Genomic DNA, 16,036 nt, shown 5'->3' with positions numbered 1-16,036 from the left:
CCTGTCCGGTGCGGCGAGAACGGGAAGATCCTGGGCCTAGGCGCCCCCGCCGGGGGCGATCAGGCCCGTCTCGTAGGCGAAGACGACGGCCTGGACACGGTCGCGCAGGTCCAGCTTCGACAGGATGCGGCCGACGTGGGTCTTGACCGTGGTGGGGCTCAGGAAGAGCCGGGAGGCGAGTTCGGCGTTGCTGAGGCCCGTGGCGAGCAGGCGGAGCACTTCGAGTTCACGCGGGGTCAGGCCGGACAGATCACGGTGCGGGGCGACGGTCTGCGGTTCGTCGTGCCGGGCGAAGCGCTCGATCAGCCGCCGGGTGATCGAGGGCGCGAGGAGGGCGTCACCGGACCGCACCAGATGGAGGGCGGCGACCAGGCGTTCAGGGGTGACGTCCTTGAGCAGGAAGCCGCTGGCGCCGGCCGTGAGCGCGGCGTAGACGTAGTGGTCGAGGTCGTATGTGGTGAGGATGACGACCCGGGTCTCCTGCCGGTCGTCGTTCGCGAGGATGCGCCTGGTGGCCTCGATGCCGTCCATCTCCGGCATCCGGATGTCCATGAGGACGACGTCGGGCCGCGTGCGGCGGACCGCCGCGACGGCCTCGGCCCCGTCGGCCGCCTCGGCCGTCACTTCGATGCCGTCCGCGGCCAGGATCATCTTGAAACCGGTGCGTACGAGAGCCTGGTCGTCCGCGATGACCGCGCGCAGCGGCGGCCGGGCCGCGGTCATCCCGCGCTCCGCGGGATCAGGGCCGTGACCTGGTAGCCACCGGTTGGGGTCGGCCCGGCCGTCAGCTCGCCCCCGTAGACGGCCAGCCGCTCGCGCAGCCCCATGTGGCCACGGCCGTTGCTCTCCACCGGCGTGGAGTCTGCCGTGCCACCGGTGTCCGTGACCTCGATCCGCAGACAGTCGTCCGTGTACCCGATGGCGACGGACGCCTCCGCGCCGCGCGCGTGTTTGATCGTGTTGGTCAGCACCTCCTGCACGACGCGGTACGCCGCGAGGTCCACTCCCGGTGGCAGCGGTTCCGGTGGGAGCGACATCTCGACGCTGACGGGTGTCCCGGCGGCGCGCACCCGCGCGACCAGCGCGTCGAGCCTGGCGAGCTGCGGCTGGGGCTCCAGGTCATCGGGTCTGTCGTGGTCCGGTCCTGCCAACAGGCCCATCACGTGGCGCAGTTCGGCCATGGCGGCCCGACCGCCCGCCTCGACGGCCAGCAACGCCTCCTTGGACTGCTCGGGCACCACGTCCATCACCTTGCGGGCGGCGCCCGCCTGGATCACCATCACGCTCACATTGTGGGTCACGACGTCGTGCAGTTCGGCGGCGATGCGGGCTCGCTCCTCCTCGACAGCCCGGCGCATGGCCTCCTCCTGAGCCGCCTGCAGTTCGGTGACCCGGTCCCGGCTGGCTGCCAGCCGCAGTTGCAGGAAGCGGACGAGGCTGGCGAGCATCCCGGCCACCAGCAGTACGAATCCCGGGCTGGACCATCCCGGCAGCACGGGGTCCGCGTTGCGGAAGGCGATACCGGACAGCGCGGCGGCGATCACCAGGACGACGATCGCCAGGATCCGGTACCGGCTGTACACGACGGCACTGTAGGCGCTGACGACACAGGCCAGGACGGTGATCCAGGTGGCGGAGCCGCCGATGGCCAGACTCGCGGCCAGTACCGTCGCGAACACGGTCAGCGGGTACCGGCGCCGGAGTGCCAGCGGCAGCGTCGACAGGACGACCAGGGCCCAGGGCGCGGGGGATGGCCCCTCCGCCACGGGTGCCTCGCCGGGGCCGGGCGGCGAGGGCGGGGCCGGTGTCCCGGTGCCGACGTCGACGCCGGGAGGGTTGCCCTGCATCGGCCCGTCACCGGCGTAGCGAACCGCGACGAACAGGGCGACGACGGTGAGCAGGACCGCCAGCGCCGCGTCGGCGCGCACCGCTCGCCGGGACAGTGGGGCGGCTTTCGCCTCGGGGCGCAGCGCGTCGATGAGCTGTCGGTGTCTGCCGCGCCGGTCTTCCGTCTCCATCCGCACATTCTGCTGCGCCCGGTGCCCGGCCCGCGTCCGCCTGTCCGGTCGTGGCATCGTCCGCGAGGCCTACTTCTCAGGTAGGACCCTGCGGCCGGATCATCCGCGGGAAGGCCGTCATGTCGGTTCCGCGGCCGATGCGCCCCGCAAGCAGCGGTCCTAGGTTCACCGGGTCGGCAACGGCATGTGCCTCTCTCGACCGTAAGGACGGACGACCCGCATGAATGAAGTGATCGCAGTGGAGGGTGTGGTGAAGCGCTACGACGACGCCTCGCCGGCGCTGGGACCGCTCACGCTCAGCGTCGCCAAGGGCGAGGCGCTTGCCGTGACGGGACCCTCCGGCAGCGGCAAGTCCACGCTGCTGAACCTCGTCGCCGGCCTGGACAAGCCGACCGATGGCTCCGTGACCGTGGCCGGGCGCCGGATCGACCGGTTGAGCGAGCACGCCCTCGCCAAGTTCCGCCGTGAGCACATCGGCATGGCCTTCCAGTTCTTCAACCTCCTCGACGACCTCACCGTCATGGACAACATCCTGCTCCCGGCACAGCTGACCGGGGCCGGCCGGCGTTCGGCCGCTGCCCGCGCGGCCGAGCTGATGGACATGCTGGGCATCCGGAAGCACGCCCGCGCCTACCCGGGCCGGCTGTCCGGGGGTGAACGCCAACGGGTCGGTGTGGCACGGGCGTTGGTCAACCGGCCGGAGCTGCTGCTCGCCGACGAGCCCACCGGTGCCCTCGACACCGCCTCGGGTCACGACGTGCGCGAACTGCTGACAGATCTGCACCGGGCCGGCCAGACCGTCGTGCTGGTGACGCATGACCTGGCGCTGGCGGAGGCGTGCGCGAGCCGCACGATCCACCTGGTCGACGGTCGTCTCGCCCTCGACACGCACGCGCGGGGCGTCCGATGAGCCTGTTCGGTACCGGCGCGCTGGTCCGGGTCGTACGCTCCGGGGTGGCAAGGCGGCGGGTGCAGACCGTGGTGATCGCCGTGGCCACGCTGATGGCGGTGGCCTCTGCCGTGGTCGCCGGGGCGCTGATGGTCGCCGCGGCAGCGCCCTTCGACCGTGCCTTCGACAGGCAGCGGGGCCCGCACCTCACCGCGCAGTTCGATCCGGCCGAGGTGAGTGCGGAGCGGCTGGCGGAGACCGGGAAGCCGGCCGGCGTCACCGCGAGCGCGGGGCCGTACCCATCCGTCGCCTTCCGCCCGGTGGACCGGGCGGGCTTCCGGATGCCGGCGCTGACCCTGGTCGGGCGGTCCGGTCCGGACGCGGACGTGGACCGGGTGGAACTGAAGAGCGGCCGGTGGGCGCGGCAGCCGGGCGAGATCGTGCTGGACGCGTCGTTCGAGGGGCCCTCCACCGAGATCGGTTCCACCCTGAGGGCCTCGGACACCGCGGACGCCCCGGCTCTCGTTGTCGTCGGGTACGCCGTGTCGGCCGGCAGGACCGCCGACGCCTGGGCGATCCCCGCGCAGGTCGACGCGCTGGCGTCGCGGGGCGGCCCCGTCACGAGTCAGATGCTCTACCGCTTGGACTCGGCGGCCACGAAGCAGCAGATCCTCGCCGGCCGGGCGAGGCTCGCCGAGTCGGTGGGGCAACGGGCGCTGCTGGGTACGCAGTCCTGGCTGGACACCAAGCGTGCCGCGGATCAGGGTGCGGCCGCGACCGTTCCGTTCGTGACGGCTTTCGGGGTGCTCGGCATCGCAATGTCGGTGATCACCATCAGCGGTGTGGTCAGCGGTGCGGTCGGTACCGGTCTGCGCAGGATCGGCATTCTCAAGGCGATCGGCTTCACGCCACGCGAGGTCGTCTGGGCCTACGTGGCCCAGGCGCTGATCCCGGCGGGCGTCGGCATCGCCGTGGGAGTCGTGCTGGGCAACCTCCTGGCGGTGCCGCTGCTGGCGGACACGGAGTCGGTCTACGGCACCGTCTCGCTGTCGGTGGCCTGGTGGGTGGACGTCGTGGTGCCGGCCGCCGCCCTGCTCGTCGTGGGGCTCGCGGCGCTGGTTCCCGCGCTGCGGGCCGGAAGGCTGAACACGGTCGAGGCCATCGCGGTGGGCCGGGCGCCGCGCACGGGGCGCGGGCAGTGGGCGCACCGGGCGTTGGGGCGGCTGCCGCTGCCACGGCCGGTGACCTACGGTCTCGCCACCCCGTTCACGCATCCGGTCCGTGCCCTCGCCATGCTGCTCGCGGTGGCGCTCGGCACGGTCGCGGTGACCTTCGCGGTGGGGCTGACCTCGTCCCTGGGCGCGGTGGGCGCTTCGCAGGATCCCGAGAGCCGTGCGGCGGTCACGGTCACGACGGTCGGGCTCGATGCTGTCGCTCCCCCGCCGCCGCCTCCGGTGGGGGGCGATACGGCGAGCCCGTCTCCCGTGAGCGGCAGCACGGCCGGCACGTCCGGGCCCAGGGTCGCCGATCCGTCGAAGGTGCGGGCCGCCATCATGTCCCAGCCGGGCCTGGAGTCGTACTACGGCAAGCTTCGGACCGAGGTCGCGGTGGCCGGGGTCTCCGGTTCGGTGCGGGCCAGCCTCTACGACGGCGACGCGCGTTCCGGCAGCCCAGAGATGCTGTCCGGGCACTGGATCACCGGTGCGGGCCAGGTCGTGGTGCCCTCGCGTTTCCTGGAGCGCACCGGCACCGAGATCGGGGACACGGTCCGGTTGACCTACGAGAAGGAGACCGCCGACGTACGGATCGTGGGTGAGTCGTTCGACACCTCGGGCGACGCGCTGGAGATCCACGCGGACATGGCCGACTTCCCGTCGGCGGAGCCCAGTTCGTTCCTGGTCGACGTGAAGTCCGGTGTCCCGGCCGAGGAGTGCGCCCGGAAGCTCGCGTCGGTGGTGCGGCCGCTGGGCGGCGACGCCACGACCGTCTCCCCGCCGGAGCGGGAGGGCGTCCTGCTGATCATGCAGGCGATGGCGGTGCTGCTCACCCTCATGCTGGTCTCCGTGGCCGGTCTCGGTGTGCTCAACTCCGTCGTCCTGGACACCCGGGAACGCGTCCACGACCTGGGCGTCTGCAAGGCGATCGGTATGACGCCGCGGCAGACCGTGAGCCTCGTGCTCTCCTCGGTGGCCGCGATCGGCGTGGCCGGCGGGCTGTTGGGCGTGCCGGCGGGTTACGTGGTGCACCGTCTCGTCATGCCGGTGATGGGGCGCGCCGTGGGCACCGGTATGCCGCCGGCGGTCCTCGATGTGTTCGGTCCTCTCCAGCTGCTCCTCCCCGGACTGGGCGGCGTAGTACTCGCGATGGTGGGCGCACTGGTGCCGGCCGGCTGGGCGGCCAGGGCCCGTACGGCCGCGGCGCTGCGCACCGAGTAGTTCCGCCCGTTCTAATTCGCTGGCGTGCGGCCCGGTGGATCTTGTAGGTTCGCATCGCGACCGCGCCTTCCGATGCGCCCGGCTGCGGCTACTTCCTCTGACAACCAAGTGACGCCGCCGCCCCTTTTGATCTCGGCAGGCGCGGGCGTCTTCGCCCCGTCGGCCCCTCTGGCCGGGGCCGTCCCGTCTTTCGAATCCGGGGGGATTCGCTGCCTCGCTACACCCAACGCGTGTCGAAGGTCTGGTCCGAGATGCTCGTGACCCCGCAGATCTCGGCGGCTGCCCGTTCCATGCCCCAGCAACGGCACTCCCACAGCCCCGCCAGGCCGGGCTTGCTCACCTATGAGGGCGGCCCGGCCTTCGTCCGGGAGCCCCGGGAGGAACTGTTCCTTCTCGCGGTCGGCAACTTCGTCTCCCAGCGGACCTTCTACGAGAGCGGTGAGGAGCGGGACGACCGGTACGTCCGTCTCGTCGGTGAACTCGCCGTCCAGGACCCCGTGTGGACGGCCGGCCTGCTGCGCTGGCTTCGCGGCGAGGGCAACATGCGCACGGCGTCCCTGGTGGGCGCGGCCACGTACGTGCGGGCCCGGCTCGAGGCCGGGGTGTCCACGGGTCCGTCGAACCGGTCCGTGATCGACTCGGTGCTCCAGCGCGCCGACGAGCCCGGCGAACTCCTCGCCTACTGGGTCTCCGTGTACGGCCGGAAGGTGCCGCAGCCCGTGAAGCGCGGCATCGCCGACGGCGTGCGCCGGCTGTACACGTCGCGGTCCCTGCTCAAGTACGACACCGCGTCCAAGGCGTTCCGTTTCGGGGACGTGCTGAATCTGGTGCACGCCTCCCCCGATCCTGACAAGCCGTGGCAGGGCGCGCTGTTCCGGTACGCCCTGGACCGCCGCCACCGCCCGGAGCACGCGGTTCCGCCGGCTTCCGACCACGTACTGACCGCCCACCGGGCGCTGATGGAGACGGCTGCGGACGAGCGGCGGGCGGTGGTGACCGAGCCGGGCGGCTCCGAGCGTCTGGCCGCGGCCGGCATGACGTGGGAGTCCCTGGCGGGCTGGCTCCACGGACCGATGGACGCCGCCGTCTGGGAGGCCGTGATCCCCACGATGGCGCCGATGGCGCTCCTTCGGAACCTGCGGAACTTCGACGAGTCGGGGGTCTCGGACGACGTCGCGGCCCAGGTCGCCGCACGGCTCTCCGATCCCTCGGAGGTCGCCCGGTCCCGGCAGTTCCCCTTCCGCTACCTGGCCGCCCACCGGCACGCGCCGTCGCAGCGCTGGGCGGCCGCGCTGGAACAGGCCCTGGGCCACTCCCTGGCCAACGTGCCGTCCCTGCCCGGCCGGACGCTGATCCTGGTCGACCGGTCCGACTCCATGTTCTGGGACACCGTCTCCGAGCGGTCCCAGCTCACGCGGGCGGACGCGGCCGCCGTGTTCGGCGCCGCGCTCGCCATGCGTGCCGAGCAGGCGGATCTGGTGGAGTTCGGCTGGCACAGCAAGAAGGTGCCGTTCGAGCCGGGCGAGCCGGTGCTCGAGGTGCTGAAGCGGTTCCACAGCCTCGGCGGCACCTACACCATGCAGGCGGTGCGGACCCATTTCCGGGAGCACGACCGGGTCCTGATCGTGACCGACGAGCAGGCTGCCCCCTACAACCCCGGCGGACCGGCCGAACCGGTCCCGACCGACGTCCCGGTGTACACGTGGAACCTGGCGGGGTACCGGCCGGCCCACGGCCCCACGGGCCCCCACCGGCACACCTTCGGCGGCCTCACGGACGCCGCGTTCCGGATGGTGGGCCTCATCGAGGCCGGCCGCGAGTCCGCCTGGCCGTGGACCGCCGAACCGGCCTGATCCAGCGGCACACGGCTCCGGACGCCGGCCGGTGTCGGCGAGACGCCCCCTACGGCAGCGGCGTACCGCCCGTCGCGTTGACGATCTCCGCGGTGATGTACGACGCCTCCTGGGAGGCGAGGAAGACGTACGCGGGGGCCATCTCGGCGGGCTGGGCGGGCCGTCCGATCGGTGCCTGCTTGCCGAACTCCTTCGTGTCCGGCAGGGTCGCCGGGATCAGCGGCGTCCAGACCGGGCCCGGCGCCACGGCGTTGACGCGCACGCCCCGGTCGATCACCATCTGCGCCAGCCCCTGGGTGAAGGTGACGATCGCGCCCTTCGTCATCGCGTAGTCCAGCAGGTGCGGACTGGGCTTGTACGCCTGGACCGAGGTGGAGTTGATGATGCTGCCGCCCTCCGGGATGTGCGGCAGGGCGAACTTGCACAGCCAGAACATGCCGTACAGGTTGGTCCGCATGACCCGGTCGAACTGCTCGGTGGAGATCGCCTCGATGCCGTCCGGCTGGGACATCTGGTACGCCGCGTTGTTCACCAGGACGTCGATGCGGCCGAACTCGTCGACGGCGCTTTCCACCAGGGCCCGGCAGTTGTCCTCCTCGCGCACGTCGCACGAGACGGCCACGGCCCGCCGCCCGGCCTCCTCGACCAGCCGGACGGTCTCGGCGGCGTCGTCCTTCTCGGACTCCAGATAGGTGAACAGGACGTCCGCCCCCTCCCGGGCGAACGCCAGCGCGACCGCCCGTCCGATGCCGGAGTCGCCGCCGGTGATGACGGCCTTGCGGTCCGCCAGCCGGCCGCTCCCCCGGTACGACTCCTCCCCGTGGTCCGGGGGCGGGTCCATCGGCCCGGTCCAGCCGGGGTGCGGCTGGTCCTGGCCGGGGAAGTCCGGCTGCGGGTGCTGCTCGGTGGGGTCCTGCTGCTGCTCGGTCACGGGTCAGCCTCCTTGTCCACGGGTACGACCGGTGTGGTTCCCGGTGCTCGACGGCCTGCGAGCGAGTACCCACGACACGTCGATGTCGATCATGTCTGTCGAGACCGGCGTGAACGCCGCCCTCCCGATCCCCCGCCCGCCCGGCGCGTGGTGCAGCCAATCACCGCGGCCGGCGCCGCGAGGACCGCCACGCTGGTGAGCGCGTCCGGCGGAGTGAACCGGTCCGTACGTCGGTGGTGGGGATGCCGTGCGCCGTCCGGCATAGAGTTCCCTCGGCACTGGCACGGCACGTGGGGGGGCACATGACGGCTGAGACGTTCCCGAGGTGGGCATCGGCACTCGATTCGGTGGTGGTCTACGCGCAGGGCGCCCTCTGCCGCCGGCTCGCCCGCGGCGGTGTGCCCCTGGATGGCCGGGTGCGGGTGACCGGCCTGCCCCGTTCGATGGACCCGGGCTCGCTGCGGGCGCGGGTCGTCGGCAGCAGCGGAGTGCGTGTCACCGAGGCCCGCGTGGAGGTCGAGGCCGAACCGGCCGGCAGCCGCCCGACCGGCGAGCTGCGGCGTGAGGTGGAACGGCTCCGCGACGCGTGCCAGGCCGTCCGAGCCCGCCGGGACCGGCAGCGGGGGCTGATCCAGGAGGTGGCGGCGGTGCGCCCGGTGCCGCCGCCCCGCGGGGAAGAGGATCCGCACCGTCCCACTCCGGTCGACGCCTGGCTGGAGCTCGCCGACTTCGTCGACGACCGGTTGGCCGTGCTGCACTCCCGCCTCCGCGAGCTGGACGAGGAGCTGAAGGGCGTCGAGCACGAACTGGAGATCGCCGCCGACAGGCTGTCCCGCGCCTCCACCGACGCGCCCGCGGCGCACGTGGAGACCGCGTTGTGCGCGCTGGTGACCCTCGCCGGCGCCGGTGGCACGGACGCCGAGGTGGAGGTGGAGGTGGAGTACGGGGTGCCGGGCGCCTTGTGGGTACCGGCCTACCGTCTGAACCACCGTCAAGGTGAGAGCGCCGGACGGCTGCTGATGCGTGCGGCGATCGCCCAGCGCACCGGCGAGGACTGGAGCGGCGTCCGCGTCTCGCTGGCCACGGCCGACCTGCGACGCCGTACCGACGCGCCCCGGCTTCGCTCGATCCGCATCGGACGCAGCCAGCCCGCCCCCGCGCCGTCGGGTTGGCGCGAGCCCGCGCCTGGGCTGACCGACCTCTTCGCCGCGTACGACGCGGCCGGACCGCGTCCGGAGGCCGACGGCACTTCGCTACGGGGAGCGGGCACCGAGACGGTCGTGGCCGGCTCTCCTCCCGGCCCTGTTCCGCCTCCCCCTCCGCCCCCGCCTGTGCCTTCGCCCCTCGCGGGGTACGGCGCACCGCCCGCCGTCCTTCCGGCACCCGGCGGCGCGGTGGCGAGTCCCGCGCCCGCGGTGTCCGGCGGCCCACCGGTCGAATACCGGCAGCCGCGTGCGTTCATGCCGGAAAGCGCCTCCCGCACCGGCGCCCTGCCCGTCGCCGCCCCCGCCATGACTCCGGCAGCCCCCGGCGCGGCCGCTCCGCCCGTCCCGCCGCCGGTCTCCTTCGCCGGGCCCCCGCAGCCGGGCCCTGACGAACTCGACTACGCCGCGCTGGTCCTGTCCGGACCCGACGCGCGGGAAGACCGCCGGGGACGCCTGTTTCCGGGCACGTCGTACGACCCGGTGACGGCCGAGCACCGCCGGCGCGCCGAGCAGGTCGCCGCGCTGCCCTTGCCGGGGAGCGCCGTACGTCCCCGTGAGTCGGCCGGTTCCTTCGACCACCGCTATGACGCCGCTGCCCGGGCCGACATCCCCTCGGACGGCTCGTGGCACACGATCTCCGTCGGCGAGGTGCCGGTGGGTCTGCGCACCGAGTACCTGTGCGTGCCGTCGGTGGAACAGGCCGTGTACACGACGCTGGTGCTCTCCAACACCACCGAACAGGCACTGCCGGCCGGGCCGCTGGAGGTCGCGAGCGACGGGGACTTCCTGCTCACCACCTCGCTGCCCACGCTCGCTCCCGGCGGTGTGTGCCGGGTGGGGCTCGGACCGGACGAGGCCATCAAGGTCACCCGCCGCACGAGCCTGCACGAGTCGACCTCGGGCCTGCGCAACAACGTGACCGTGCTCGACCACCGCGTCCACGTCGAACTGGCCAACCGGCTCACGGTTCCCGTCACCGTGGAGGTGCGCGAGCGGGTGCCGGTCACCTCCGAGGCGGAGGTACGGATCGAGGAAAGGGCCGACTGGAAGGTTCCGTCGGACGGCGCGGAGGCCGAGCGGCACGCGCCGGGCACCCGGGTGTGGCGGATCGAGCTGCCCGCCCGCGCCACCGCCGCCCTGGACGGCGGCTACGTCATCCGCATCCCGGCCGGCAAGGCCCTGACCGGCGGCAACCGCAGGAGCTGACACATCTCATGGCCACGAGTCCCGAACCGATCGCCCTCCCCGTCACCGCCGTCACCTGCATGGAGGACCGGGCCCACGTCGAGCGCACCGTCGTACTCGACCTGGAGGCCGGCACGCAGCGGCTGCGTCTCGGACCGATCAGCGCCCTCGCCGTCGACCGAAGCCTGCACGCCGAGCTGTCGGCCAACGCCGACCGGCCGGCGACGGTCCTCGACGCGAGGATCGTCCGCGCCTGGACACCGCGCGGGCCCGGCCCCGCAGCCGACGACCCGGCGCTGCGCCACCGCGTGACCGCCCTCGAAGAGGAACAGGTCTCGCTGGGGCAGCGGCGCGAGCGCCTGCTCGCCCGCCTGGACCTCCTCGGGCGTCTCGCCGCCGATCTCCTGCGGGAGATAGGCGAGGGCGCCGGGCTCGGTGCGGCCGAGCGTGTCCGCTGGACGCGTGAACTCGACCGCGTAGACGCCGAACGCGACACCTACGGCGAGCAACTGCGCGAGGTGGACGCCCGGCTGACCTCGCTCGCCGCCGAACTCGCGGACGTCCAGCGCGCCCTGGCCGTCGCCGGGACCGCGCCCGCCGAGCTGGTCGCCCATGTCGAGCTGACCGTCCGGGCGGCCGCCGCCGGACCTGCCACGTTGTGCCTGACCCACCTCACCCCGTGCGCGCTGTGGCGGCCCGCCTACCGGGCCGTGCTCGACGGGGACTCGCTCACGCTGGACACGGACGCGATGGTCTGGCAGCGCACCGGCGAGGACTGGTCGAACGTACGGCTGACCCTGTCGACGGCCCGCTCCGCGCGGGCGACCGAACCGCCCCGGCTCGGGGAGGACAGGCTGACGCTCCAGGACCGCTCCCCGGCCGAGCGCCGTACCCTCCACGTCGAGTTGCGCGAGGAGGAGATCGCGGACCTCGGTCCCGTCCCCGTGCAGGGCCTGCCGGGTGTCGACGACGGCGGCGAGGTCCGGGTCCTGCACTGCGACGCGTCGGTCTCGGTACCGTCGGACGGGCGCGCCCACCGTGTGCCGCTGTCGTCCTTCACGACATCGGCCGCCAGGGAGTACGCCTGTGCGCCCGAGCTCTCCCCGCTGGTCGGTCAGGTCGTGCGGTTCGACAACCGGTCCGGGCACGCGCTGCTCGCCGGGCCCGTGGACCTCGTCAGCGGCAGCGGGTTCACCGGTCGCGGCACGCTGGACTTCACCGCGCCCGGCGCCTCAGTCGAGCTCGCCTTCGGCAGCCGTGACGACCACCGGGTCCTGCGGCACACCGAGGAGACCCGGGACACGGCCGGGCTCACCCAGCGAACCGTTCTCACCCGAACCGTCCGGCTGCATCTCTCCCGTTTCTCGGCGCCCGGCGAGCACGACGCGCACATGGTCGTCGTCCGGGAACGCATACCGGTCTCGGAGACGTCGGCGGTGGAGGTGGGCCTGCGCGGGGAGGCGTGTTCGCCCGCACCCGACGAGGTCGACGTGGACGGCATCGTCCGCTGGAACGTCCCGCTGCCTCCAGGAGGCCGGCGCTCCATCACCCTGGTCTACACGATCTCGGCGAACGCCAAGGTGAACGGCCTGTAGCCACCCGGACCGCCGGCATGACGAGGTGACAGCGGAGCGCCCCGCCCCGCCTGCGTGCACACGGCGGCACTCACCGTGTATACCGGTGCATTCCTGTACGAAGGGGATGGGAGCGGTCGTGGCATCCGAGCGGCGGTCCTTGGCACCACTGCTCGCGGTGTGCGCCGGGTACTTCATGGTGATCCTGGACGTGACGGTCATCAACGTCGCCGTGCCGGTGATCGGCAGGGAGCTGTCGGCCTCGCTCACCGGCATCCAGTGGATCACCGACGGCTACACCCTGGTGTTCGCCGGTTTCCTGCTCACCGGTGGCGCGCTGGGCGACCGGTTGGGCAACCGCCGGGTCTTCTGCGCGGGCGTGGCGGTGTTCACGGTGTCCTCGGCCGCGTGCGCGCTCGCGCCGAGCGCTGCCTTGCTGGTGGCGGCCCGGCTGGTGGAAGGGTTCGGCGCCGCGCTGATCGTGCCGGGTTCCCTGGCCCTCATCCAGCAGGCCTATCCCGCGCGGGCCGAGCGCTCCCGGGCCTTCGGGGTGTGGGGTTCGATGGCGGGCATCGCGGCCTCCTCCGGACCGCTGCTGGGCGGCGTGCTCGTGTCCACGGTGGGCTGGCGCTGGGTGTTCATCATCAACCTGCCCGTCGGTGCCGCCTGCCTGGTGCTGACGCTGCGGCACGTGGCACGGTCCCCTCGGCTCACCGCCCGAAGCCTGGACTGGCCGGCGCAGTGCGCTGTCGTGGCGACGGTGGCGCTGCTGACCTCGGCGCTCAACGAGGCCGGACGCCGCGGCTGGACCGATCCGGCGGTACTCGCCGGCGTGGGCCTGGCCGTGCTGGCGGCCGCGGCGTTCGTGATGCGCGAGCGGATGGCCCGGTCCCCCGTACTTCCGTTGAGCCTGCTGCGCTCGCGTGCGATGAGCGGCGGAGCCGTCATCGGCCTGCTGTTCAACTTCGGCTTCTACGGCATGGTGTTCGCCGCCAGCCTGGACTTCCAGCACCAGCGGGGGTTCAGCGCACTCAGCACCGGGCTGGCCCTGTTCCCGGCGGTGGCGATGACGATGTTCGCCTCCGTCCTGTCCGGGCGGTTGAGCCGCCGTACCGGTGACCGCCCGCTGGTGATCTCCGGCATGCTCCTGGCCTCCCTGGGGCTGGCCGTCTGGGCGGCGGGCGGATCCGCCCTCGCCTACCCGCTGCTGGTGGCCCCGATGATGGCAGCGGGATTCGGTACCTCCTTCGCGCTCACCGGCTCGACCGCCACGGTGATGGGTGCCGCGCCCCCGGGCCACTCCGGGACCGCCTCGGCCTTCTTCAACACCACCCGGCAGATCGGCAGTGCCACCGGCGTCGCGCTCGGTGGCAGCCTGCTCGCCTCGGCCACCGACTACGACACCGGGTTGCGCACCAGCATGGCCGTCGGCGCACTCGCCTATCTGACCGCCGCGGGCCTCGCGTGGCTGTGCGTGCCGGCGAAGTCCGAACGGGCGTAGCGCCGCCGAGAGTTCCGTTCCTCGTCCGCCGCGCGTCTCACCGCCGCTCGTGCTGCCGCGGCCGTCGGACGCCCGGGAGCGTGGAGTCGCCGTCACCGGCCGGCCGGGGCGGGCGCGGCGGCCGCTGCGCCTTCCCGTGCGGGAACAAGGTGATGGTGAGGGGGGCCGCGGTGAAGACGGAGGAGTACGTGCCGACTGCCAGGCCGATGAGCAGGGCCAGGGCGAGGTCGGTGAGCGTGTTGTCGGCGAGGACGGCCAGGGCGGTGAGGATGAGGGCCGCGCCCATGCCGGTGTTGACGGTGCGGGGCAGGGTCTGCAGGATCGCCTGGTTCGTCAGCCGGGACAGCGGTGTCGTGCGGTCGCGGGCGATGAGTTCGCGGATGCGGTCGAACAGGACGACGGAGTCGTTGACCGAGTAGCCGATGACGGTCAGCAGGGCGGCCAGGAAGAGCCCGTCGATGGGCTTGCCCAGCCAGGCGAAGACACCGATGAGGATCACCGCGTCATGGGCGAGCGCGCCCACGGCCGCGGTTCCGAACACCCAGCGGAAACGGACCGCCAGGTAGACCAGCTGGGCACCGAGGGCGAGACAGAGGGCGATGAGGGCGTTGCGGCGCAGTTCGTCGCCGAGGCTGGGGCCGATCAGCTCGTCGCGGATCTTCTTCGTCTCGCCGCCGAGGCCGCCGATGGTCTCGGTGACGGTGGCCTCTTCCGTGTCGGTCAGGTTCTCGGTGCGCACGGTGAGGCCGGTGTCGCCGGAGGACTGGACGACCGTACGGGGGAATCCGGCGTGGGTGAGGGCCTCCCGTGCCCGGTCGGGATCGACGGCGGTGGTCGTGGAGTACTCGATGAGCCGGCCCCCGGTGAACTCGATGCCGAAGTCGAGGCCGCGGACCAGGATGCCCGAGGCGGCCATGACCAGGGCGGCCGCGGAGACGGCCAGCCAGCGGCGTGGGTGGCGCATCAGGAACGGGTCGCGGCGCAGCAGTCCGTCGCGGACCCATCCGGTGCTCGCGATGCCGGTGAGGTGCGGGCGGCGCCGGACCGCGGGCCGGCCCGCCGCGTACTCGGCGAGGACCCGTGTGATCACCAGTGCGCTGATCATGGAGGCGAGGACGCCGATGCCGAGGGTGACGCCGAAGCCGCGGACCGGGCCGGAGGCGAGGACGAACAGGAGGGCCGCGGCGATCAGCGTGGTGATGTTGGAGTCGGCGATGGCGCTGAGCGCGCCGCGGAATCCGGCCGTCAGGGCCGAGCGGGGGCTGGGCCGGGTACGGGCGGCGTGTTCCTCGCGGGCTCGTTCGAAGACGAGGACGTTGGCGTCCACGGCCATGCCGATGGCCAGCACGAACCCGGCGAGGCCGGGCAGGGTCAGGGTGGCGCCGAGCAGGGCCAGGGCGGCGTAGGAGATCAGGCCGTAGCAGGCCAGGGCCACGGTGGCGAGGAGGCCCATGAGCCGGTAGACGGCGATGACGAACAGTGCGGTCAGGGTGGTGCCGATGACGGCGGCCCAGGCGGCGGCCTCGATGGCCGCGTCGCCGAGGGTGGCGCCGACGGTGCGCTGTTCGACGATCTCGACCGGTACGGGCAGGGCGCCGCCGGAGATGAGCAGGGCCAGTTCGCGGGCCTCGGAGTCGTCGAAGGAGCCGGTGATCTGGGTGGTGCCGCCCGGGATGCCCGCACCGCACGTCACGGACGGGTCGACCTGCGGCGAGGAGATGATCTTGTCGTCGAGGACGATGGCGACCCGGCGCTGCGGATCGCCGGCCGGGTGGCAGGCGGCCTGTGCGGTGACCCGCGTCCACCGGTCGCGGCCGCTGTCGGTGAAGTCGACGGTGACATGCCATCCGGTGCCGCTCTGCTGGTCGAAGCGGGCGTCGGCGCCTTCGACGTCCTGTCCGTTCAGGTCGGCGGCCTTCAGCCGCAGCAGCTGTCCGGACTCGTCCGGCAGGGTCCGCTCCCCGGCCGGGTCGGCCGGCGGGGCCGGCGTGGTGGTGCCGTCGGGAGTCTCGGCCGTGCCGAGGACCTCGTGGACGGTGAGCTGCGCGGTGCGGCCCAGCACGTCGGCCGCCCTCTTCGGGTCCTGTACGCCGGGCAGCTCGACGAGGACGCGGTGGTCGCCGGAGCGGACGAGGGTGGGTTCGGCGACACCGAGCGCGTCGATACGGCCCCGCAGCACCTCCAGGGTGCGGTCGGTGGCCGCGCGGTCGGCGTCGGCGGTGTCGGTGGGGCGGGTTTCCAGCATGATCTGGGTGCCGCCACGCAGGTCGAGTCCGAGGCGGATCGGCGTGGTGAGGGCGACGGCCAGCGATCCGGCGATCACGGCGAGGGCGAGCAGCGCACGCGTGCGCAGGGAGTTCTTGCGGCGTTTCAACGCGAGCCTCCGGCAGGCACGTCGCGGCAGCGGCGGGCGCGGCCGCGACGAGGAAGAGGGAAGGGGAGAAA

At 72.9% G+C, this 16,036-nt stretch carries 10 protein-coding genes; 6 read left to right on the top strand and 4 right to left on the bottom strand.

The window, feature by feature from the left end:
* Window positions 1-36: 36 nt before the first annotated feature.
* Both AMK31_RS31315 and AMK31_RS31310 read right to left on the bottom strand, forming a co-directional pair.
* Window positions 37-723 (bottom strand): response regulator, encoded by a 687-nt coding sequence (locus AMK31_RS31315; RefSeq protein ID WP_073944081.1) that lies wholly within the window; start codon window positions 721-723, stop codon window positions 37-39.
* The gene (locus tag AMK31_RS31310; RefSeq protein WP_073944080.1) at window positions 720-2,018 is read right to left on the bottom strand and encodes a sensor histidine kinase; all 1,299 of its coding nucleotides are present in this window, start codon (window positions 2,016-2,018) and stop codon (window positions 720-722) included. Before AMK31_RS31310 ends, AMK31_RS31315 begins: the two co-directional genes overlap by 4 nt.
* A gap of 220 nt (window positions 2,019-2,238) precedes the next feature.
* Between AMK31_RS31310 and AMK31_RS31305 the strand changes: the two genes are divergently transcribed.
* The 3 genes from AMK31_RS31305 (at window position 2,239) to AMK31_RS31295 (ending at window position 7,195) form a co-directional block, all read left to right on the top strand.
* Window positions 2,239-2,928 (top strand): ABC transporter ATP-binding protein, encoded by a 690-nt coding sequence (locus tag AMK31_RS31305; protein ID WP_073944079.1) that lies wholly within the window; start codon window positions 2,239-2,241, stop codon window positions 2,926-2,928.
* Window positions 2,925-5,342 (top strand): ABC transporter permease, encoded by a 2,418-nt coding sequence (locus AMK31_RS31300; protein WP_073944078.1) that lies wholly within the window; start codon window positions 2,925-2,927, stop codon window positions 5,340-5,342. The genes AMK31_RS31305 and AMK31_RS31300 overlap by 4 nt, the downstream gene beginning before the upstream one ends.
* 290 nt (window positions 5,343-5,632) lie before the next feature.
* Window positions 5,633-7,195 carry a TROVE domain-containing protein gene (locus AMK31_RS31295; protein ID WP_241842792.1) on the top strand — a complete coding sequence of 521 codons (1,563 nt, stop codon included), beginning with the start codon at window positions 5,633-5,635 and terminating at the stop codon, window positions 7,193-7,195.
* Window positions 7,196-7,244: 49 nt separating this feature from the next.
* Here AMK31_RS31295 and AMK31_RS31290 read toward each other — a convergent pair whose 3' ends face one another.
* Window positions 7,245-8,126 carry an SDR family oxidoreductase gene (locus tag AMK31_RS31290; RefSeq protein ID WP_073944077.1) on the bottom strand — a complete coding sequence of 294 codons (882 nt, stop codon included), beginning with the start codon at window positions 8,124-8,126 and terminating at the stop codon, window positions 7,245-7,247.
* 302 nt (window positions 8,127-8,428) lie between these two features.
* On the opposite strand from AMK31_RS31290, the gene AMK31_RS31285 reads away from it, so the two are divergent.
* From AMK31_RS31285 to AMK31_RS31275, 3 genes are all read left to right on the top strand, one after another.
* On the top strand, window positions 8,429-10,537 hold the full coding sequence (locus AMK31_RS31285; RefSeq protein ID WP_073944076.1) for a DUF4139 domain-containing protein: 2,109 nt from the start codon (window positions 8,429-8,431) through the stop codon (window positions 10,535-10,537).
* Between the two features lie 8 nt (window positions 10,538-10,545).
* Window positions 10,546-12,111 carry a mucoidy inhibitor MuiA family protein gene (locus AMK31_RS31280; RefSeq protein ID WP_073944075.1) on the top strand — a complete coding sequence of 522 codons (1,566 nt, stop codon included), beginning with the start codon at window positions 10,546-10,548 and terminating at the stop codon, window positions 12,109-12,111.
* Between the two features lie 106 nt (window positions 12,112-12,217).
* A complete protein-coding gene (locus AMK31_RS31275; protein WP_198948604.1) occupies window positions 12,218-13,591 on the top strand; it encodes an MFS transporter in 1,374 nt (457 codons plus the stop codon).
* A 37-nt stretch (window positions 13,592-13,628) separates the two neighbouring features.
* Here AMK31_RS31275 and secD read toward each other — a convergent pair whose 3' ends face one another.
* Window positions 13,629-15,965 (bottom strand): protein translocase subunit SecD, encoded by a 2,337-nt coding sequence (gene secD, locus AMK31_RS31270; protein ID WP_241842770.1) that lies wholly within the window; start codon window positions 15,963-15,965, stop codon window positions 13,629-13,631.
* Window positions 15,966-16,036: the final 71 nt, after the last annotated feature.

This window comes from Streptomyces sp. TSRI0107, assembly GCF_001905845.1.
GTDB lineage: Bacteria > Actinomycetota > Actinomycetes > Streptomycetales > Streptomycetaceae > Streptomyces.
The sequence above is the reverse complement of the archived record's forward strand: the minus strand, read 5'-3'. Positions and strand labels throughout refer to the sequence as shown.